The following is a 20100-nucleotide window of genomic DNA, read 5'->3' as shown; positions in this document are numbered from 1 at the left end:
CGCTACGGCGGTCCGGGGCCCCTTTGTCTCGCAGCCTCCGCGGTCTCCGTGGCCGGCCGTGGTCAGTTGCTGCTGACCGTGACCTTCTCGTCGTTGTTGAGCTGCTGCACCAGCTGGCGGAGCTTGGTCTTGTCCCAGACCAGGTTGCCGCCGTTGCTGCCGGAGACCGGCATGTTCATGGACTTGCCCTCGCCGCCGGTGACGCCCTTCATCGCGAAGAACATGTTGCCCAGGGACCACAGGCCCATGTCCTTGTCGACGATGAGCGTGTCCAGGCCGGCGCCCATCGTCGGGTAGAGCTTGAAGGGGTTGAGGACCGTGGCGGGGGTGGCGGTCTGGCTCGCCAGCGTCGCCAGGAACTTCTGCTGGTTCTTCGTCCGGTCCAGGTCCTGCTGGGCGAAGGCGTGCCGGGTGCGGACGTAGGCGAGCGCCTGCTGGCCGTTGAGGGTCTGCTTGCCGGCCGGGAAGTCGGCGCCGGAGTCCTTGTCCTTGATCGCCTTGGGGAGGTCCATCTCGACCCCACCGATGGCGTCCACGATGTTGGCGAAGCCGGCGAAGCCGATCTCGACGTAGTGGTCGATGTGCAGCTTGGTGTTGTACTCGATGGTGCGCACCAGCAGCTCCGGGCCGTCCTCGGCATAGGCCGCGTTGAGCTTGGTGTGCCGCCCGGTGCCCGGGTACTTCTTGCCGGAGTCGGAGCCGACGTAGGTGGGTATCTCCACGTCCGAGTCACGCGGCAGGGATATCAGCGTCGGGCCGTTGCTGCCGTCGTGCAGGATCATCATCGAGTCGGTGCGCTTGCCCTCGGCGGAGCCGGTGTGCAGCTTGCGCTTCTGCTCTGCGGTCATGCCCGCGCGGCTGTCCGAGCCGACGATCAGGTAGTTCGTGCCGTCGCCGGTCTCCGGGCGGTCGATGACCTTGCTCAGGTCGACCTTGCGGCGGAGCTTGCCGTCGGCCCAGAAGTAGGTGGCGACCGAGGTGACCGCCAGCACCGCGACCAGGGTGATGACCGTCCACTTGATGCGCTTGCCCCAGCGGGGGCGCGGCCGGCCGCGGTCGCCCGGGCCGTAGCCGTCGTCGTAGCCGCCACCGCCGCCGCGGCCGCCGCCGTAGACCTGGCCGGTGTTGTAGCCGTCGTCGTATGAATCGTCGTAGCCCTGGGACTGCTGCGGCGGTACGGACGCCCCCCTGCGCGGGGACATCGACGACGGCATCGGAGGCTCGTGCCGCTGATAGCCGGGGCCTGCGTCACGCCGCACCTGGGGCATGGCGCGCGCACCCTCCGGCTCGGCACTGCCGCTGCCGTATCCGTACCGGTTGCCGCTCTGGTCGCCGGACCACCCGCCCCCGTTCTCGGCTCCGCTCGAACGGGAGGTACCCCCTTGCCACTGATTCATAGGAGGAAGTGTGCACGCCGCAGGGGGGTGCTCCATAGGGCGGGTGCCGGATCGGGCCATTGCTGTTGCAGAGCTGATGCAAAGCTACGGCGGCCTTCCGCCGCATACCGCAAGCGCCCATGACCATTCCGACCTGCACTAATGGAAGCAACCATTCCGGATGGATTCCGGCGGCGGCCATGAGACCTGTGTCACGGACCTGCGCATATGGCGAGACCAGTCTCACGACGGGGGCGGGGTGGGGTCCTGTGGGTGCCGCTTAGGCTGGTTCCATGACCGAACTCGTCACCGACAACCCCGAGGACGAGGTGGTGGGCAAGCCCACTTCCGTGTCCCGCATCACACTCAGCCACATCATGACGGCCGGGGACACGAACCTCCTGGGAACGGTGCACGGCGGCGTGATCATGAAGCTCGTCGACGACGCGGCGGGCGCGGTGGCCGGCCGGCACTCCGGCGGGCCGGCCGTGACCGCCTCCATGGACGAGATGGCCTTCCTCGAACCGGTCCGGATCGGCGACCTCGTGCATGTCCGCGCCCAGGTCAACTGGACCGGGCGCTCCTCGATGGAGGTCGGCGTACGGGTCCTGGCCGAGCGCTGGAACGAATCCATCCCGGCCCAGCAGGTCGGCTCCGCCTACCTCGTCTTCGCCGCCGTCGACGAGCAGGGCAAGCCGCGCCGGGTGCCGCCGGTGCTCCCCGAGACCGAGCGTGACAAGCGCCGCTACCAGGAGGCTCAGATCCGCCGGACGCACCGCCTCGCCCGCCGGCGCGCGATCATGGAGCTGCGCGAACGGCGCGCCGCGGAAGGCCTCGACGACGCATAGCGGCGACCCCGAGCTGCGCCGCCAGCGCCAGCCCCGTACCGATGACGGTGCCGGCCGCCGCGCAGATCACATCGTCGATATCGGCGATCCGCCCGGCCCGCATCAGCAGCTGAGCCGTCTCGATGACCAGGCACAGCCCCACGCCCAGCAGGAACGTCCCGGCGGCCGACGTGCGGGGCGCGGCGAACCGCAGCAGCAGCGGTGCGGGCACGAACAGCGCGGCATTGGCGATCTGCCGCCGCACCAGCATCGCCAGCTCCCCGGGCTCCAGCTGGGCGCCCAGGTCGAACAGCCCCTCACCGGGCCGCCACCACACCGTCGCGTCCCCGGAGCCGACTGGCTGGCTCGGCGCGAGCGTCGCCAGCAGGAACAGCAGCAGCCAGCCGGCCAGCAGCGCGCGGGCTGTGGTCCGCGGTGCGCCGCTGTCGGGGGCGAGCGCCGTCCACAGGGCGAGCGCCACCGCGGCTGCCAGCGCCAGGACCAGGAAGAGCGCCACCGTGGTGGGGGTGATGCCCAGCACAACCTGCCACACAGTGCGCCCCTTTCAGGCAATCCCGTACATCGCATGCATCTCGCACGTCACGGGCATCAATCGCAGGTCCATTTTGTGACGTAGAGCGTCTCTCCCCGCTCCATGACGCCCCGGATGCACTCCTGCGCGAGCATCTCCACCCGGCCGCTCAGCCCGACCGCGCCGCCCTGGGTCCGCCGGGTGCCGAACCAGCCGGGGAAGGCGGTGATCCGGTCGTTCTTGCGCTGGTAGCCGAGCCGCACGGCGATCTCGCCGAGACCGGCCGCCGACCCGTTCCGCCGGTAGGTCGCCGTATACATCCCGTCGGCCCCCACCGGCCCCTGGAGACACAGCTGGCCGCGCACCAGCTCCCCGCAGCCGGTCGGCGCGGGGGGCGCCGGCGGCGCCGCGGCGGCGGTGGCCGCGACCAGGCACAGCGCGGCGGTGGCCACCGTGACCCGGCGGGCGCGGCGGCGGGCGGCCGGGCGGCGCACGGGCGGCCGGGGCGCGGTACGGCGGGGCGCGGGGACACTCATGCCGGACCCTCGCTTCGCCCGGCCCCGCAGGCGCGAGGCACGCACCCTCTGCTGACGGTCCCCCGGCCCGGGGGGACCCCCGTGCTCCGCTCATTCATGGGCACACCGCCTCGTCCCCGGTGATCGCCGAGATCCGGCCCGGCTTCTGCGGCGGCTCCTCGGCCCGCACCCGCTGCACCGCCCCCTGGCCTTGGCCCACCGTCACCTGCATCACCGGACCCCGCCCGGCCGCAGGGCGCAGCTCCGCGCCGGGCAGCGCGGCGGCCAGCGAGCGGGCCGAGCGGTCCCAGCGCGGGTCGTAGACGATGACGGTCCGGGGCACCGTGCCGTGGGCGGCGTTGCCGGGCACGCCGGTGGTGGCGAAGCCGGTGGCGTGCAGCTCCGTCGCCACCGTGGCGGCGAGACCGGTCCGGTCACTGCCGTTGTCGACCCGCACCTGGACCTGGCCCGGCGGGATGTCCACGACCCTGGCCCGCGGCTCGTCCCGGTCCCGGGGCACCGTGATCGGCTGGTCCTCGCGGATCGCCCGGAACAGCTTCGGCGCCTGCACCGGGTCCCAGCGCACGGTCGAGCCGACCCCCGGCACCGGCTGGGCCACATCGCCCAGCGGCACGGACGTGAACTCCGAGGACGACGGGGTGAAACCGCGCATCGCCTGCCCGAGGTCGACCAGGTCGTTGGCCCCGAAGCCCGAATCGGCCCGTACGGACCGGAGCATCGTGTCGGCGACGTCCCTGAAGCGGATGGGGTTCATCAGCACTCCGGAGGAGGTGATCTTGTGGATGAGAGCGGCCAGGAAGCGCTGCTGGCGCTGCATCCGGCCGAGGTCGGCGGAGCCGTCGACATGCCGCGAGCGCACGTACTGAAGCGCCTGGCCGCCGTTGAGCCGCGACTTGCCGACCGGCAGATCCAGCCCCGTGAAGCTGTCGCGCAGCGGCCGTACGGTGCAGATCTCCACCCCGCCGACCGCGTCCACGCTGCGCATGAAGCTGGTGAAGTCGACCTCCAGGTAGTGGTCGATATGCACCCCCGTCATGTGCTCGACGGTCCGCACGGTGAGGCTGGGGCCGCCCTCGGCATAGGCCGCGTTCAGCTTGATGGGGTGCTTGGCGCGCTGGCGGCCGGTGACGGCGTCCGTATGTGCGGGGACCTCGGCGTAGGAGTCGCGGGGCAGGCTGATCACGCTGGCGCGGTCCCGGTCGGCGGAGAGGTGCACCAGCATCAGAGTGTCGGTGCAGTGACAGGGCGCCCCGCCCAGGTGGTACTTCTGCTTCTCCGCGGCGCTGAGCCGGTCGCGCCCGTCCGTGCCGACGACCAGGAAGTTCAGCCCGTCGCCGCCCCCGGGCCGGTTGCTCATGCCCTTGAAGGCGTCCACCCGGCCGATACCGCTCTCCACCCCGGTGACCACGGCGTGCCCGACGCCGCTCGCGGCCAGCAGCAGCACGGACACGACCGCGCCGATCCGCGGCCCCCAGCGCGGGCCCGGCGGGCGCCGGCGCGTACCGGGCCGGGCGGCCCGGCGCCGGGCCGGACGGGGGGAGCGGAACGGCGCGGTCACGGGGGACACCTCCGCGGCTGGACGGCGTGAGCGGGGCCCGGCGGGGAGCGGGGCCGCACGGGAACGGGGCAGCAGGGGAGCGGGGCAAGCCGGGATCAATCGGACGAGGACACCGTAGGTCCATATGATCGGCTGCAAAGCACCACACGCCGGGCATCCGGCATCCGGCCACCCGGCTGCGTCCGAGGGCACCCCCCATTCGCGGTAACGTGGGCGCGATTCTGCAGTCTCCCGGCGGGCGCTGCCGTCGCTGGCGGCTCCGCCGCGGGCCGTACCCCCGAGGAACCATGCCGCAGCAGCAGCCCCCGGCCGTCTCCGTGATCATGCCGGTGCTCAATGAGGAACGTCACCTGCGCAATTCGGTCCGGCACATCCTGGAGCAGGAGTACGCCGGTGAGATGGAGGTGGTGATCGCCCTCGGCCCGTCCACGGACCGTACGGACGAGATCGCCGCCGAGCTCGTCGCCGAGGACGCCCGGGTGCACACGGTGCCCAACCCCACCGGCCGCACGCCCGCCGCGCTGAACGCCGCGATCAAGGCCTCCCGGCACCCGGTCGTGGTGCGCGTCGACGGCCACGGCATGCTCTCGCCGAATTACATCGCCACCGCCGTGCGCCTCCTGGAGGAGACCGGCGCCGCGAACGTCGGCGGCATCATGCACGCCGAGGGCGAGAACGCCTGGGAGGACGCGGTCGCCGCGGCGATGACCTCCAAGATCGGCGTGGGCAACGCCGCCTTCCACACGGGCGGGCAGGCCGGTCCCGCCGAGACCGTCTTCCTCGGCGTCTTCCGCCGCGAGGTGCTGGAGCAGCAGGGCGGCTACAACGAGGAGTTCATCCGCGCCCAGGACTGGGAGCTGAACTTCCGCATCCGGGAGGCCGGCGGCGCGATCTGGTTCTCGCCCGAGCTGAAGGTCCAGTACCGTCCGCGGCCGAGCGTCAAGGCGCTGGCCAAGCAGTACAAGGACTACGGCAAGTGGCGCCATGTCGTCGCCCGCTACCACGCCGGTTCGATCAACCTGCGCTACCTCGCGCCGCCGGCCGCGGTGTGCGCCATCGCGGCGGGCCTGGTGGTCGGCGCGGCCGTCACCCCCTGGGGCCTGGTCGTCCCGGCCGGCTATCTCGCCGCCATCACCGCGGGCTCGGTGCCGGCCGGCAAGGGACTGTCGCTCAAGGCCCGCGTCCAGATCCCGGTCGCCCTGGCCACCATGCACATGGCCTGGGGCGCGGGCTTCCTGACCAGCCCCCGCTCCCTCGCCAAGCGGGTCATCGCCAGCCGCCGCCCGGCGGTCATGGCCCCGGTGGCGGAAGCCGAGTAAGCGAGCATCTCGCACGGGGCGCCTGCCCTTTGCGGGGCCTGCGCCTCAGGCGACTGTGCTCCAGCGAGCCCAGCCCCAGGGGCTGCGCTTCGGCGCACCCCTGCCCTCTACACCCGCCCACCCCCCGAAGGGGGGTGGGCGGCGGGGAAAAAACCAACTGGGCCGCCGCGCAACGCCGACCGAGGCAGACCCGCCCCCGGCCTGGAAGCGGCCGCCCCCGCCTAGAAGGCGTACGACGGATTCACCTTCATACAGGCCTTGGTGTCCTCGCCGTTGAGCGCGTCGGCGCTGTCGGGGGCCTTGTCCGTGCCCTTCTCGTCGCCCGGCTGCTCCGGGTACGCCGAGCCGGTGCGCCAGTCGTTGCCGACGACCAGTCGCATGCCGGTGGCCGAACTCGACTCCCGGACCGCGTCCTTGGGGAGTCCGAGCGCCTTCGCCAGGGCCAGGGCGTCGCCCCGCTGGGCCTTGTCCCGGTACGTGACCGTGGTGTCGGCCTGGGTGGTGAGCGCGGAGTCGGTGCCGGCCGCGGTGTAGCCCAGCCCGGACAGCTGCTGCTGAAGGGCCGACGCGCGGCCGGAGACCGGGCCGTTCACGGTGCTGTTGGTGCCGTTCTGCACGACAACCTTCAGCTGGTCCTTGGGAGTTGACGGCTTGGGGGCCGGGGCGGCTTTCTTCTTCTTGTCCTTGCCGTCCAGCGCGGTGTCGTTGCGCAGCAGCCCGAAGGTCGCCTCCGCGTCGCCGGGCTTGGGCATGACATACGACTCGCCGGGGCCGTACTGCCAGGGCATGGTGACCATCGTGATGCGCTTGGTCGGCACCCGGCTGAGATCGCCGCCGAGGTCGTAGAGCTTCTTGACGGTGTCGAGCCCGTCGTCGACGGTCAGCGCGTTGGTCGCCGCCTCCGCCAGATCGCGCAGCTCCCCGGGGTTGGTGAGCTTGGCGTCCTTCTTCAGCTGACGGACCATCGAGTTCATGTACATGTGCTGGGCCTTGGCCCGGCCGATGTCGGTGTTGTCCTCGAAGCCGTAGCGGGTGCGCAGCCACTGGAGGGCCTGGACGCCCTTGACGGAGTGCGTGCCCTTGGTGAGCTTCAGCCCGCTGCCGTGGCCCTTGCTGTCGTGCGAGTAGACGTTCCCGTCGACGCAGACCGGTACGCCGCCGATGGCGTCCGCCATCTCCACCACGCCGCCGAAGTCGACCATCATGAAGTGGTCGATGTAGATGCCGGTCAGCTCCTGCCAGGTGGCGAGGGTGCAGCCCGGACCGCCGTGCTGGAGCGACTGGTTGATGGCCGCGGAGGTCTGCGGAAAGACCTCGTGGGTCTTCGGGTCGGTGCACCGGGGGATCGTCACCCGGGTGTCCCGCGGGATGGAGATCACCGACATGTTGCTGCGGTCCGCCGAGACGTGCAGCAGCATCTGCACATCGGCGAGCGGCTTGCGGTCCGCGTCCTGGCGGGCGCCGCCCAGCTCTATGTTCTTGGCGTTGTTCCGGCCGTCGGAGCCCAGCAGCAGGATGTTCAGCGGGCTCTGCCCGAAGGCGTTGGGGTCCGGCTTCTGCAGACCGCCGCCGCCCAGGGACCGCGGCGCCTTGCGGAGGTTGGCGTTGAGGTGCTCGTAGTACCAGTAGCCGGCACCCGCGCCGCCCACTATCAGGACGGCGAGGGTGAGGGCGGTCCACCGCAGCACCTTGCGGCCCTTGCGGCGCGGCTGTCCCCCTCCGCGGTGCCCGCCGCCGTCGGCGGGCACGTCCCCGTCCCCGTCCGCGGCGGGCACGGCGCCGCCTTCGGGCGGCGTCCAGCCGGGTGCGTCCGGGGGCAGCCCCTGGTCCTGGTAGCCGCCGTCGTCCCGGCCGGTCTCCGCTGCTTCCGGCCTGCGTCTCCGACGCGACCGGTCCCCGCGCACACTGCTCTGCCCCATTCGGCCCTCTCCCCGTTGTCAGTCGTGCGCTCGGCGCCTCGGCGGGGCGGCCGGATCCTGCTCAGATCACTTTGCGCAGACGTTCTTGTCATCTGCATTGACGTTCTGTACCCCGTCCGGGGTTTCGGTCGGCGCCTCGATCGGTGAACCCGGTGCCTTGAAGTCCTTGCCGAGGACCAGCTTCATCGGCTGGCGGTCACCGGCGTTCTGCCCGGACTTCTTCAGCGCGCTCTTGGGCAGCCCCATCCAGTCGGCCAGAGTGGATGCCTGGTCGGCCTGGTTGGGAGCGTATTCGAGGCGGGTGGCGGCCAGCTTCGCCGGCGCGTTGCCGGCGTTGGTGGAGAGCTTGGCGGCCTTGGTGTTCTGGAGCCAGTCGACGGTTTCCTGGGCCGAGCCGATCGGTCCGCCGCCGTTGGTGACATCGACCCGCACCTGCTCGGGCGGGGCCTTCTTCACCGGCGCGGACTTCTTGCCCTTGCCCTTCTTGCCCTTGGCCAGGGTGTGGTCCGCCCGCACCATCGCGAACAGCGGGTCCGCCGCGGTCTTGTTGAGGATGACGGTGGCCGGGTCCTTGGGGTTGTCCAGCACCGGCACCGTGGCGAAGGTGATCTTGTCGATGTCGACCTTCTTGAGGTCGTTGCCGAAGTCCAGCAGCTTGCCCGCCGTGCCGATACCGGTGTCGACGGTGAGCGCCTTGGTCGCCGCCTGGCTGACGTCGTAGAGCTTGCCCGGGCTGCTGAACGCGCTGGACTTCAGCTTGCGGATCAGCGAGCTGAGGAACTGCTGCTGCATCTTGATCCGGTCCAGGTCGCTGCCGAATCCGATGGCGTGCCGGGTACGGACGAACGCCAGCGCCTGCTCACCCTTGACGGTGTGCCGGCCGGCCTTCAACTTCAGGTGCGACTTGGGGTCGTTGAGGTCCTTGGCCGCGCACACCTCGACGCCGTCCACCGCGGTGGACAGCTCCTTGACGGCGTTGAAGTCGGCCATCATGAAGTGGTTGATCTTCAGCCCGGTCATCTTCTCGACGGTGCGCCAGGTGCAGCCGGGGTCCCGGCCCTCCTGGCCCAGGCTGGTGTTGAAGCGCACCTGGCTCTCGGCCCGGATGGTCTTCTTCGAGCCGTCCTTCTGCGTCGTGGGGCAGTTGGGGATGTCGGTGATCATGTCGCGCGGGATGCTCAGCGCGGTGGCGTTCGTCCGGTCCTTGGAGATGTGCATCAGGATCGTGGTGTCCGCGTGCCCCACGCTGCCCGCGTCGCCGTAGCCGTCGTTGCCCTTCCCGGAGCGGGAGTCGGTGCCGATGATCAGGAGGTTCACCGGGCCTTCGGACACCGCGTCGTTCTCCACGCCGACATCGACCTTGGAGATGTTGCCGTCCAGCTCTTGGTAGACGTAGTACGCGGCGCCGCAGCCGGCGACGAGCACGAAGCCCACCACACCGGCGGTCCAGTGCAGCGCCCGCTTCTTCCCCGACTTCTTCGGCTTGCGCTTCCGGCGGCCCGCCGGGCCCGCCTCCGCCGCCGTCGCTGTCGCCGTGCGGGCCGCGGCAGCACGGCGCGCCGCCCGGCCGCCGGCCGGGCGCTCACCGTCCCCGTCCGCGGCACTCTCGTCCCGGCGGCTGCGCTGGGTCGGCAGCGGCCGGGTGTCGGTGTCGCCGACCTCGGCGGCCCGCTTACGGGCGGCGCGTCTGCCGGCCGCAGTGCGGTCGGAGGGCCGAGCGGCGGCTTGACCAGGGTCAAGCCGCAGTTCGTAGTTGCCGGTGTCCGGATCGAACACCCACTGATCGGCGGGATCGACGTTGTTGTCGCCCGCCCGCCCACGGCCTTGCGCGTCCACGGTGCCTTGAGTCCTCCGTCGGTGCCACGCGGCGCCATCCCCTCAAGGCGCTCGGTAGGTCGATCGAGATTGCTGGTTCATCGGTCGGCTTGGTCGAGCGACCGGATCGCTCACACTATCCGCCCAGTTCAGCGCCCCGCGACGCTCGTGACAAATTCCACTTACCTACAACTGGGCAATCCGCCCAATCCATTCGAGTCGTCGGCTTGTTTTGCGGCCTCTTTATTCGCAGACCCCGTGTTCCGCCGTCGTCCCCGGAAACGCCGGACCCGAACTCGGCGCGGGCGCGGACGGGGAGTCCGGCCGGCCGTCCGATGATCCGTTTCCGGTGCGGACCGGTTCCTCCCCGGTGTCCTGCGGGGGCGTCACGGTCACCCGGAGATCCCTGTGCAGCCGCGCGAAGAGCCGCTCGGCGTCCGGCTGCCGCAGCTCATCGCGATTCGGGTCCAGGTGGTACTCCTGCCGCGGCACGGTCATGAACTGAACCCGGTCGGTAGGAATGCGGCGGGTGCTGCGCACCAATTCGTACAGCCCCCTCAGGGAAGCGAGCCCGCTGTCCGTGGTCAGTGAACTCGTCGCGGCATCCAGCACCGGATACAGCCGCGTCGGATTGAGTAGGACACCATTGCTCTGCACTTTCTTCACGAGTGCGCCAAGAAATCGCTGTTGCCTCTCCATGCGCTGGGTATCGCTGCCGTTGCCCAGACTCTTTCGTGCCCGTACGTAACCGAGCGCATCCTCACCGTGCAGGGTCTGCCGGCCCGCGGGCAGGGTGAGCTGCGCCTCGGGATCGTGCACCGGATGCGGCAGGCAGACCTCGACGCCGTCCACCGCGTCCACCATCTTCGTGAAACCGACGAAGTCGATGATCAAGTAGTGGTCGATCCGGATCCCGGTCAGCTTCTCGACCGTACGGATCGTGCAGGCCGGGCCGCCCGCCGCGAACGCCTCGTTGAACGGGGCCGGCAGGGGTGCGGTCTCCGTGCCGTTCGGGCGCTTGCAGTGCGGCAGCTCGACCATCAGATCGCGCGGGATGCTCACCGCGGTGGCGCTCTGCCGGTCCGCCGCGAGATGCAGCAGCATCGTGGTGTCCGAGCGCTGGCCGCGGCTGTGGCCGTAGCGGACATTGCCGCCGGTGCGGCTGTCGGAGCCGATCAGCAGCACGTTCCCGGCGTTCGGCGGGCCGGCCGGCGGCCGCTCGGACTCCCACTTCCGCAGCTCCCGCTCGGTGGCGCTGTCGGTGTGGATATTGCCGTTGAGCTTGGCGTACACCGCCCAGCCCGTGCCGGCCCCGGCCAGCACGAAACCGGCGATCCCGAGCGCGGCCCAGCGGCGCCAGTGCCACCGGTGCGGCGGGATGCGCGGCGGCCCCGGCCCGTCCGCTCCCCGGCGGCCCCCGGCCGGGCGCGCGGCCCAGCCGGTGAACCTGGGGGGTTCGGGGGTCTCGGTCACCTGTGCGTCCATCCCTCACGGAGTCGGCGTCGCGCCCGCACGCAGGCTCGGACGGAACAAGAGACGGACGAAACCCGCGCATGGTTGTACGTACTCAAGATCCTGGCCTGAAACGGACGTACCGGCCCGCCCTGAGGGCGTCCGGTCCGCCGGACGGGGGAGCTCCGCTTCCTCAGTGCGGCAGCGGCACCCGGAACGTGATCTTCTCGCTGTTCTCCCGGTCGGCCATGGCCTCGGCGCCCAGCCGGTCCAGGTGGCGGCACAGCACCACGGAGCCGCCCGTCGCCAGCGGCGCGTACAGCCCGTACGTCAGGCCCTGCCAGGTGTCGTAGCCCAGCCCCGACAGCACCCGCGGTGCCGCCGGCAGCCCGGCCGCTTCCGCGTCCGCCAGCGCGCGGGCCACCGTCCCGGCCCCGGTCAGCTCCTCGCCGCCGACGGCAAGCGCCGCGGCACCCGCGTCCACCGGCGCGAACGGCGCGAACCGGTCACCCTGGCCCGGCACCTCGACGGCGTAGTCCGCGAAACCCGCCGGCGGCTGCGGGAAGCGGCCGCCCAGCGGACGCAGCGCCAGCGCGACCCGCTCCCCGGAACAGGCCAGCGCCGCGTCCAGCCGGTCCGGCCCGGCGACCACGAGATCGGCGGCGGCCGTATCGCCGTCCACCTCCGCCACCACGCCCACGGACGAACAGGCCAGCAGCCAGACGGCGGTCTGCCAGTGCGCGGGCAGCAGCAGCGCGAGCCGGTCACCGGGCTCGGCGGCCAGATCGCCCTGGAGGTAGTTGGCGGTCTTGGCCACCCAATTGGCGAAGGTCGCGACGGACAGTTCCACGCGTTCGCCGGTGGCGTCGTCGTAGAAGGTCACCAGCGGGCGGGCCGGGTCCGCGGCGAGCGCGGAACTCAGCAGGTCGGCGGGGGTGCGATCGGTGGCGTTCATCGCGGCCAGGGTACGCGCGGCGGCGGTTTGCGGCGGGCCGGGCCCGGCGGGCCCGCGCCACCGGATCGGCCGATGCCCCGTCAGATCACCGTTGGCGCGTTCGGTCCGGACATGTCCAGGATTTTGACCATGCGCCCCTTCCTTGCGACCTGTCTCGGAGCCGTGTGCACCGCCGCCCTCGCCCTGCCCCTCGTGCCGGTGGCCGGTGCGAGCGCCGCCCCCGCCGCCGCGCCGCGCCCCACCCGCTCCGGTGAGCTGCCGGGCAGCACCCAGTCCCTGCCGGTGGCGGCGCTCGGCGCACCCGCCCCGAGCCCCGACGCCCGGGACGCCACCCCGGCGCCCACGCCCCAGTCGCTCGGCCTGCCGGCCCGCACCGTACGGCCGTTCTCGCTCCTCGGGGTCGTCTGGGACGACGCCGCCGCCGAACTACGGGGCCGGGTCCAGGTCCGCGCCCGCGCCACCGGCAGCGGCGACTGGTCCGGCTGGCAGGACGTCCAGGTCCACAACGACGACGCCCCCGACCTCGGCTCCGCCGAGCGGCGCGACAGCGCGGTACGCGGCAGCACCGCACCGCTGTGGGTCGGCGACTCCGACGCCGTCCAACTGCGCATCACCCCCGAGACCCGCCACCGCGCCCGGGCCACCCTCCCCGGCGGACTGCGGCTGGAACTCGTCGACCCCGGCAGGCCCCCGCGCGCCGTCCGCGGCGCACACGCCGACCCCCCGGCCCCGCTCACTCCCGAGGCCACCGCCGCCTCCGCCGCCAACACCAAGCTCGCCCCGCTCGGCGCCACCGAGATCCCGGCCCTCGACCAGGCCGCCTCCCAGGGCGATATCGACGCGGTGGACGGGTCGCCGCCGGCCCACACCTACGTCGGGCCGCGCCCCCGCATCGTCACCCGGGCCGGCTGGGGCGCCGACGAGCAGCTGCGCGAAAAGGCCTTCACCTACACCCGTACCGTCCGCGCCGCCTTCGTCCACCACAGCGGCTCGGGCAACAACTACGACTGCGCCCAGGCCCCTTCACTGATCCGCGCCATGTACCGCTTCCACGTCAAGAGCAACCACTGGCGCGACATCGGCTACAACTTCCTCATCGACAAGTGCGGAACGGTCTACGAGGGCCGCGCGGGCGGCGTCGCCAAAGCCGTCATGGGCGCCCACACCCTCGGCTTCAACACCGACAGCACCGGAATCGCCGTCCTCGGGACCTTCACCGACGACGAGCCGCCGCAGCCCGCCGTCGAGGCCATCGCCCGTCTGACGGCCTGGAAGCTCGGCCTCTACAGCGTCGATCCGCGCGCCACCACCCAGCTGCTGTCCGGCGGCGGCAACCGCTTCCCCAAGGGCACCAAGGTCCCGCTGCACGTCATTTCCGGCCACCGGGACGGCTTCACCACCGACTGCCCCGGCGTCCACCTCTACGACAAGCTGGCCGCCACCCGCCTCGCCGCGGCCGGACTTCAGGGCCGCTGAGCCGCTTCCCGTCCGGACACGACGGCATCTTCGACACCTTCGGCATCTTCCGGGTTTGCGCGGGTCTGTCACGGTGCAGGCTGCGGGGACCACTCAACCGTTCCCGCGGCCGGCTCGTCCCAGCTGCCACGACGTCCGCCCTCCCGGCCCGCGAGCCCCCGTGGCCTGAACGGCACGGGAGCGTCCCACCACCGGGGCCGCCCGGGAGCCCGTCTGCCTACACTGGTCCGCCGATCGGCCGACCCCAGCAGGAAGCAGAGAAGACAAGGTGACTGAAGCGATCCTCCTGGTCGGCGGCAAGGGCACCCGGCTGCGCCCGCTGACGGTGCATACGCCCAAGCCCATGGTCCCGGCGGCGGGCGTGCCGTTCCTCACCCACCAACTGGCCCGTGCCAGGGCGGCCGGTGTCGAGCACATCGTCCTCGCCACCTCCTACCTGGCCGAGGTCTTCGAGCCGTATTTCGGCGACGGCTCGGCGCTCGGCCTGCACCTGGAGTACGTCACCGAAGAGGAGCCGCTGGGCACCGGCGGCGCCATCCGCAATGTCGCCTCGCGGCTGCACTCCGCGCCCGACGACCCGGTGCTGATCTTCAACGGCGACATCCTCACCGGCCTGGACATCGCCGCCCTCGTCGGCACCCACCGCACCTCCGGCGCCGATGTCTCCCTGCACCTCACCCGGGTCGAGGACCCGCGCGCCTTCGGTCTGGTGCCCACCGACGACACCGGCCGGGTCACCGCCTTCCTGGAGAAGCCGCAGACCGCCGAGGAGATCGTCACCGACCAGATCAACGCCGGTGCCTATGTCTTCAACCGGTCGGTCATCGACACCATCCCGGCCGGCCGCCCGGTCTCCGTGGAACGCGAGACCTTCCCCGGCCTGCTCGCCGACGGCGCCCACCTCCAGGGCATGGTCGACTCCACCTACTGGCTCGACCTCGGCACCCCGCAGGCCTTCGTCCGCGGCTCCGCCGACCTGGTCCTCGGCCGCGCCCCGTCCCCGGCGGTGCCCGGCCGCTGCGGGGACCGCCTGATCCTGGAGACGGCCGAGGTCGCCACCGACGCCAAGCTCACCGGCGGCACCGTCGCCGGTCCGCGCACCGTCATCGGCGCCGGCGCCGAGATCGACGGCAGCGCCGTCCTCGACGGCGCGGTCATCGCACCGGGCGCCCGCATCCGTGACTCGCTGATCGGCGCCGGCGCACACATCGGGGCCCGCACGGTCCTGGACGGCGCGGTCATCGGCGACGGCGCCCGGATCGGCCCCGACAACGAACTGCGCGACGGCATCCGCATCTGGTGCGACGCCGACCTCCCCGCCGCCTCGGTGCGCTTCTCGTCGGACCAGTAGGCAGCTCCGGTCTTCCGGCCAGTGGGCGGCGTCCGGTGGCTCCGGGCGCGCCGTCACTCGTGGCGCGCGCCCCTCCGGCCCCGTCGCTCCTGCCGCACCCGCGGAGCACCACCCCCCCCGGGAATACCTCCCCACCCCACCCCGTTGTCGGCCCCGAGGGGGCGCTCCGTACCCCTACGGGATGTGTTCGCCCACCCCCTACGGCCCGCCCCCGCTGTCACCCCCATCGCCTAACCTGGCCGCATGCCCGCCCGTACCTGGGACCCGCCCGGCCCGCTCGACCTGCACCGCACGCTCGGTGTGCTCCAGCGCGGCCCGGGCGACCCCGCGTTCGGGGTGCGCGACGGTGAGTTGTGGCGCGCCTGCCGTACGCCCGAGGGGCCCGGCACGCTCCGTGTCGCGGCCCGTCCGGCCGCCGGCCAGGTCGAGGCCGAGGCCTGGGGGCCGGGCGCCGACTGGCTGCTGGACCGCCTCCCCGAGCTGCTGGGGGAGTCCGACGATCCGGCGCGGCTGACCGCCCGGCACCGCATCGTCCATGAGGCCCGCCGCCGCCACCCCGGCGTCCGGCTGGCGCGGACCGGCCTGGTCCTGGAGTCGCTGATCCCCTCGATCCTGGAGCAGAAGGTCACCAGCGACGAGGCCTACCGCGCCTGGCGCCTGCTGCTCCAGCGGCACGGCGAGCCCGCCCCCGGCCCCTGGGAGCGGATGCGGGTGATGCCGGATCCGCGCGGCTGGGCGCTGATCCCCTCCTGGGAGTGGCACCGCGCGGGCGTCGACGCCAAGCGCTCGTCCGCGATCCTGCGCGCCGTACGGGCCGCCCGCCGGATGGAGGAGGCCGCGCGGATGGACCTCGCGGACGCCACCCGACGGCTCATGGCGCTGCCCGGCATCGGCCCCTGGACCGCCGCGGAGACGCTTCAGCGCACCCTCGGCGCCCCGGACGCGATCACGGTCGGCGATCTGCATCTGCCGAAGATCATCGGCTATGCCCTCACCGGCCGCCGCGGCACCACCGACGAGGAGATGCTCGAACTCCTCGCGCCCTACGAGGGCCAGCGGCACCGCGCCGCCCGGCTGATCCTGCTGTCCGGCCGCACGCCTCCGCGCCGCGCCCCGCGCTTCCCCGTAGGGGACATAGCCCGGCTGTGACCGGGGCGCGGGGGCGCGGAGCCGCGGGGTCGTGGGGCCGTGCGTCAGCGCACCACGACGAAGTCGTCGGCGGCCCGCGCCGGGCGCGGCGGCGGTGCGGTCGCCGGACGCCCGATGGCCACCGCCCCCATCGGCTCCCACTCCGCCGGCAGCCCGAGCACGTCCCTGACCACCTCCCGGCAGAACATCGTCGACGACACCCAGGCGGAGCCGAGCCGTTCGCCGGCCAGCGCGACCAGGAAGTTCTGAATCCCCGCGCCGTGGGCCACCAGGAACATCTCGCGTTCCGCCGTGCTCCGCCGCGCGTCGGGGTAGGGGTGCGAGCCGTCCGTCACCATGCACGGCACCGCCAGATACGGCGCGGCCCGCAGCACATCGCCGCGCCGGATCCGCTTGGCGATGGACTCCTCCGACTTGCCGTCCCGGCGCAGATCCGCGATCCAGGCGTCCCGCATCGCGTCCAGCAGCCGCTCCCGCGCCTCCGGTGTCTCCAGGAGCACGAACCGCCAGGGCGTGGTGTGGTGCGGCGCCGGCGCGGTGACCGCCGCCGCCACCGCGCGCCGGACCGCCCCCGGATCAACGGGGTCGTCGGTGAAGGCACGCACCGTACGCCGCGCCGTGACCGCTTCCCGTACGGCCTCCGAGGTGCCCAGCCGGAACATGTCGTCCTCGGGGCTGCGCACCATGACGCGCGCCCCGTCGCTCCCGCCGGTCTCCCCGACGACATGACCGAGCCCCCGCACCACCGCGACCGGCAGTCCGGCGGCCTTGCCCTTCACCAGGTCGCCCGCGGCGGCCAGTTCATCGGCGGTGGCCACCACCGTCGCGCTGAGCGGATTGCCGTACGCGTCCGTGCCGCCGCGCAGATCGTCCAGCACCCGCACCCCGGCCGCGCCGATGGCGACATCGGTGAGCCCGTTGCGCCAGGGCCGGCCGAAGGTGTCGCTGATGACGACGCCGACGTCGACGCCGAGCGCGCTGCGCAGGCCCGCGCGCAGGGCCCGCGCCGAGGCGTCCGGGTCCTCCGGCAGCAACAGCACCGTCCCCGAGGGGGTGTTGGAGGCATCGACACCGGCCGCGGCCATCACCAGCCCCTGCCGGTTCTGCACGATCCGCAGGGTGCCGCGGCGCGCCACCACCCGCACCGTCTCCTGATCGATCGCCGCCTCCCGGTCGGCGGCCTCGACCACCCGGCCCTCGGCCTTGCTGACGATCTTCGACGTCACCAACAGCACGTCGCCGTCGACGAGTTGGGGCACTCCGTCGGCGCTCACCGCGGCCACGATCAGCTTGACGAGGTCGTCGCCGGGCCGCACCTCGGGGACCCCCGGCAGCGCCCACACCCGGTAGGCGGGCGCCCCGTCGGCGTCGTTCACGCCCGGACCTCCGCGGCCAGCTCCAGCGCCTCGCGCACCATCGCGGCCGTGGCGTCCAGGTCCGTCATCATCAGCGGCACGGCCCGGCAGCGGATTCCGGCCGCCTCGACCTCGGCCACCGCCGCCGCGTCGACGGAGTCGACCAGCCAGCCGTCCAGCAGCCCGGACCCGTAGTGGCGGGCGACGGCCGCGGCGGTCGCCTCCACCCCTACGGCCGCCAGCACCTTGTCGGCCATACCGCGGACGGGGGCGTCACCGACGATCGGCGAGAGCCCGACCACCGGCACCCCGGCCTCCGCGATGGCCTCCCGGATACCCGGCACCGCCAGGATCGTGCCGATACTGACCACCGGATTGGACGGCGGGAACAGCACCACATCCGCCTCGGCGATGGCCTCCAGCACGCCCGGCGCGGGCTCGGCCTGATCGGCGCCGACCGGCACCACGGCATGGGCGGGCACCGAGGCCCGCAGCCGCACCCAGTACTCCTGGAAGTGGACCGCCCTGCGCTCGCCCTCCTCGTCGACGGCCACATGGGTCTCGACCCGGTCGTCGGACATCGGCAGCAGCCGCACACCGGGCTTCCAGCGCGCGCACAGCGCCTCGGTGACGGCGCTGAGCGGATACCCGGCGCCGAGCATCTGGGTTCGCACGATGTGGGTGGCGAAGTCCCGGTCGCCGAGGCCGAACCAGTCGGGGCCGACGCCGTAGGCGGCCAACTCCTCCTTCACCCGGAAGGTTTCGTCGGTGCGGCCCCAGCCCTGCTCCTCGTTGATGCCGCCGCCGAGCGTGTACATCACGGTGTCGAGGTCGGGGCACACCTTGAGCCCGAACAGATGGATGTCGTCACCGGTGTTCCCGATGACGGTGATGTCCGCGTCCGGAGCCGCTGCCTTGAGTCCCCGCAGAAAGCGGGCGCCGCCGATACCGCCGGCCAGAACCACGATTCGCATGGCCCCAGCATGGCAGGGCGGTGCGGGGCGGCGTGGCGTCAGGGGGCCGGTACCCCGGGCGGGGTGGTGGCGGCCCCGGCGTCCGTGGCCTGGCTGGGGTGCATCGGCATATCGGTCAGCCCCGGGAAGTACACATGCAGGCTGACGGCCGGTGTCAGGGCGTCGTTGACAACCTCGTGGACGTAGCCGGGGGCGAACACCCGCTGGGCGCCGGCCGTGAGCGTACGGGGCCCGCCCCCGACGTGCTCGGTCAACTCGCCTTCCAGGACGGTCAGCACACCGGAGGACGCCCCGTGGTCGTGCCGGCCGCTGCCCTGCCCGGGCACCCAGCTCAGCAGCCACACCTCGTAGCCCGGCCCGGTGCGGAGCCGGTGGTACCAGCGGGTGGTGGCGTCGTAGCGGACCAGCGGGGCCCAGGCGGCGCGGTCGGCGGCGATCGAGCGGGCCAGTCCCGCGAAGCCGGCGACGGTGGCCGGGTGGGCGGGGACGGGCGGCAGCAGGTGGGGGATGGCGAGCGGGTCGCCGGCGATCTGGACGTCGCTGTTCATGGCGTTTCGGTTCCTCGGCAAAAGTGCTGGGGTGACGCGGGGGAGGGCTGCGGCGCGGCGCGGGCTCTCCCTGTGGGGGGCACGGCGCGGCGGCGCGGAGCAGGGGCGCTGCGGGGTGGTGCGAGCGAAAAGGCTGGAGCTCAGTGGCTTCGACAGCTGGAACAGCGACAGCGGGCCTGCGCAGCGCAGAGCAACCCGTAGGCACGGGTCAGTCGGAGCGCGGCAGTCACTGGCATGGGGTCAAGGAGACCGGGTCGACGACGCGATGTCAACCGGATGTCTGGTTTGACGTAAATCTTTCACCTCATCCGGTTACTCCGCCCGGCGAAAGGTTTGTGCAGCTTCCGGCGCGGAGACATCGACCGGCAACCGCGCTTTCAAACGCCGTTGCGGTGCCGTGATCCGTCTGTGATCTCCCCCGCTTCGGCGGCGTGCGGTGCAACGTGAACGCCGCCTGGTCGCGTCTTGGTGAGTGAAGAGGACGTGCCGGGTGGCACGCCCGGGAAAGTGTCCTGGTTTTTACTGATTTGAACACTTTCTGCATCCGCTTGGTTCCGCCGAGTGAATAAGAGGCTCAATAGCAGATCTCGGCTTGACTGGCCCGGATCACCACACTTGTAATTTCACTCGTGTCGTTCAGCCGAAATCGATCACGGCTTGATCACGGGGACGTAAAGACAGACGAGGGGCGCACATGACCGAGCTGTTCCAGGAATTGCTGGTCGAGGAGGCGGATGAGGAGCTCGGCTGGCAGGAGCGCGCACTGTGCGCCCAGACCGACCCCGAGTCCTTCTTCCCGGAGAAGGGTGGCTCCACCCGCGAGGCCAAGAAGGTCTGTCTCGCCTGCGAAGTCCGGTCCGAATGCCTTGAGTACGCGCTCGCCAATGACGAGCGCTTCGGTATTTGGGGCGGGCTGTCCGAGCGCGAGCGGCGCCGGCTGAAGAAGGCCGCCGTCTGA

Annotated in this window: 17 protein-coding genes; 6 read left to right on the top strand and 11 right to left on the bottom strand. The window is 72.1% G+C overall.

Annotated elements, in window-relative coordinates; genetic code table 11:
- Positions 1–62: 62 nt before the first annotated feature.
- Positions 63–1397, bottom strand: coding sequence for an LCP family protein (locus QT196_RS15790; RefSeq protein WP_266738853.1), 1335 nt, complete (start codon positions 1395–1397; stop codon positions 63–65).
- A 272-nt stretch (positions 1398–1669) separates the two neighbouring features.
- Between QT196_RS15790 and QT196_RS15785 the strand changes: the two genes are divergently transcribed.
- Entirely contained in the window at positions 1670–2224 is a 555-nt protein-coding gene (locus QT196_RS15785; RefSeq protein WP_168479477.1) for an acyl-CoA thioesterase, read from the top strand.
- Here QT196_RS15785 and QT196_RS15780 read toward each other — a convergent pair.
- The 3 genes from QT196_RS15780 to QT196_RS15770 form a co-directional block, all read right to left on the bottom strand.
- The gene (locus QT196_RS15780; protein ID WP_266738852.1) at positions 2175–2756 is read right to left on the bottom strand and encodes a VanZ family protein; all 582 of its coding nucleotides are present in this window, start codon (positions 2754–2756) and stop codon (positions 2175–2177) included. The genes QT196_RS15785 and QT196_RS15780 overlap by 50 nt on opposite strands.
- Positions 2757–2812: 56 nt before the next feature.
- Positions 2813–3271, bottom strand: coding sequence for a hypothetical protein (locus tag QT196_RS15775; RefSeq protein ID WP_266738851.1), 459 nt, complete (start codon positions 3269–3271; stop codon positions 2813–2815).
- A gap of 94 nt (positions 3272–3365) precedes the next feature.
- Entirely contained in the window at positions 3366–4829 is a 1464-nt protein-coding gene (locus QT196_RS15770) for an LCP family protein (RefSeq protein WP_266738850.1), read from the bottom strand.
- 287 nt (positions 4830–5116) lie between these two features.
- On the opposite strand from QT196_RS15770, the gene QT196_RS15765 reads away from it, so the two are divergent.
- Positions 5117–6148, top strand: a complete 1032-nt coding sequence (locus QT196_RS15765; RefSeq protein ID WP_290355108.1) for a glycosyltransferase family 2 protein — start codon at positions 5117–5119, stop codon at positions 6146–6148.
- Between the two features lie 221 nt (positions 6149–6369).
- On the opposite strand, the gene QT196_RS15760 is transcribed toward QT196_RS15765, so the two are convergent.
- The 4 genes from QT196_RS15760 to QT196_RS15745 all read right to left on the bottom strand — a co-directional run bounded on the left by QT196_RS15760 (position 6370) and on the right by QT196_RS15745 (position 12289).
- Positions 6370–8067 (bottom strand): LCP family protein, encoded by a 1698-nt coding sequence (locus QT196_RS15760; RefSeq protein WP_168479469.1) that lies wholly within the window; start codon positions 8065–8067, stop codon positions 6370–6372.
- A 66-nt stretch (positions 8068–8133) separates the two neighbouring features.
- A complete protein-coding gene (locus QT196_RS15755) occupies positions 8134–9903 on the bottom strand; it encodes an LCP family protein (RefSeq protein ID WP_168479467.1) in 1770 nt (589 codons plus the stop codon).
- A gap of 222 nt (positions 9904–10125) precedes the next feature.
- Positions 10126–11367 carry an LCP family protein gene (locus QT196_RS15750; RefSeq protein WP_266738848.1) on the bottom strand — a complete coding sequence of 414 codons (1242 nt, stop codon included), beginning with the start codon at positions 11365–11367 and terminating at the stop codon, positions 10126–10128.
- 160 nt (positions 11368–11527) lie between these two features.
- Positions 11528–12289 (bottom strand): TIGR03089 family protein, encoded by a 762-nt coding sequence (locus tag QT196_RS15745; RefSeq protein ID WP_290355107.1) that lies wholly within the window; start codon positions 12287–12289, stop codon positions 11528–11530.
- A 129-nt stretch (positions 12290–12418) separates the two neighbouring features.
- Between QT196_RS15745 and QT196_RS15740 the strand changes: the two genes are divergently transcribed.
- The 3 genes from QT196_RS15740 (at position 12419) to QT196_RS15730 (ending at position 16265) form a co-directional block, all read left to right on the top strand.
- Positions 12419–13765: an N-acetylmuramoyl-L-alanine amidase gene (locus QT196_RS15740; RefSeq protein WP_266738846.1), complete on the top strand. Its 1347-nt coding sequence runs from the start codon at positions 12419–12421 to the stop codon at positions 13763–13765.
- Between the two features lie 268 nt (positions 13766–14033).
- On the top strand, positions 14034–15116 hold the full coding sequence (locus QT196_RS15735; protein ID WP_290355106.1) for an NDP-sugar synthase: 1083 nt from the start codon (positions 14034–14036) through the stop codon (positions 15114–15116).
- 243 nt (positions 15117–15359) lie between these two features.
- Positions 15360–16265 (top strand): DNA-3-methyladenine glycosylase 2 family protein, encoded by a 906-nt coding sequence (locus tag QT196_RS15730; protein WP_266738844.1) that lies wholly within the window; start codon positions 15360–15362, stop codon positions 16263–16265.
- A 44-nt stretch (positions 16266–16309) separates the two neighbouring features.
- Here QT196_RS15730 and QT196_RS15725 read toward each other — a convergent pair whose 3' ends face one another.
- From QT196_RS15725 to QT196_RS15715, 3 genes are read right to left on the bottom strand one after another with little or no spacing between them, the layout of a single operon-like run.
- Complete coding sequence (locus QT196_RS15725) at positions 16310–17641, bottom strand: coenzyme F420-0:L-glutamate ligase (protein ID WP_266738843.1); 1332 nt, start codon at positions 17639–17641, stop codon at positions 16310–16312.
- Positions 17638–18594 carry a 2-phospho-L-lactate transferase gene (cofD, locus tag QT196_RS15720; RefSeq protein ID WP_168479455.1) on the bottom strand — a complete coding sequence of 319 codons (957 nt, stop codon included), beginning with the start codon at positions 18592–18594 and terminating at the stop codon, positions 17638–17640. The genes QT196_RS15725 and cofD overlap by 4 nt, the downstream gene beginning before the upstream one ends.
- Positions 18595–18632: 38 nt before the next feature.
- Positions 18633–19142 (bottom strand): cysteine dioxygenase family protein, encoded by a 510-nt coding sequence (locus tag QT196_RS15715; RefSeq protein ID WP_168479453.1) that lies wholly within the window; start codon positions 19140–19142, stop codon positions 18633–18635.
- 694 nt (positions 19143–19836) lie between these two features.
- On the opposite strand from QT196_RS15715, the gene QT196_RS15710 reads away from it, so the two are divergent.
- Positions 19837–20100, top strand: a complete 264-nt coding sequence (locus tag QT196_RS15710) for a WhiB family transcriptional regulator (RefSeq protein WP_003983763.1) — start codon at positions 19837–19839, stop codon at positions 20098–20100.

It is taken from the genome of Streptomyces sp. P9-2B-2, from assembly GCF_030406865.1.
GTDB classification, from domain to species: domain Bacteria; phylum Actinomycetota; class Actinomycetes; order Streptomycetales; family Streptomycetaceae; genus Streptomyces; species Streptomyces platensis.
This window is presented reverse-complemented; position numbering and strand designations above follow the sequence as displayed.

Coding starts and splice junctions, on each gene's coding strand:
- QT196_RS15790 (WP_266738853.1), bottom strand. CDS start 1,397: ATGAATCAGTGGCAAGGGGGTACCTCCCGTTCGAGCGGAGCCGAGAAC.
- QT196_RS15785 (WP_168479477.1), top strand. CDS start 1,670: ATGACCGAACTCGTCACCGACAACCCCGAGGACGAGGTGGTGGGCAAG.
- QT196_RS15775 (WP_266738851.1), bottom strand. CDS start 3,271: ATGAGTGTCCCCGCGCCCCGCCGTACCGCGCCCCGGCCGCCCGTGCGC.
- QT196_RS15765 (WP_290355108.1), top strand. CDS start 5,117: ATGCCGCAGCAGCAGCCCCCGGCCGTCTCCGTGATCATGCCGGTGCTC.
- QT196_RS15760 (WP_168479469.1), bottom strand. CDS start 8,067: ATGGGGCAGAGCAGTGTGCGCGGGGACCGGTCGCGTCGGAGACGCAGG.
- QT196_RS15750 (WP_266738848.1), bottom strand. CDS start 11,367: ATGGACGCACAGGTGACCGAGACCCCCGAACCCCCCAGGTTCACCGGC.
- QT196_RS15745 (WP_290355107.1), bottom strand. CDS start 12,289: ATGAACGCCACCGATCGCACCCCCGCCGACCTGCTGAGTTCCGCGCTC.
- QT196_RS15740 (WP_266738846.1), top strand. CDS start 12,419: ATGCGCCCCTTCCTTGCGACCTGTCTCGGAGCCGTGTGCACCGCCGCC.
- QT196_RS15730 (WP_266738844.1), top strand. CDS start 15,360: ATGCCCGCCCGTACCTGGGACCCGCCCGGCCCGCTCGACCTGCACCGC.
- cofD (WP_168479455.1), bottom strand. CDS start 18,594: ATGCGAATCGTGGTTCTGGCCGGCGGTATCGGCGGCGCCCGCTTTCTG.
- QT196_RS15715 (WP_168479453.1), bottom strand. CDS start 19,142: ATGAACAGCGACGTCCAGATCGCCGGCGACCCGCTCGCCATCCCCCAC.
- QT196_RS15710 (WP_003983763.1), top strand. CDS start 19,837: ATGACCGAGCTGTTCCAGGAATTGCTGGTCGAGGAGGCGGATGAGGAG.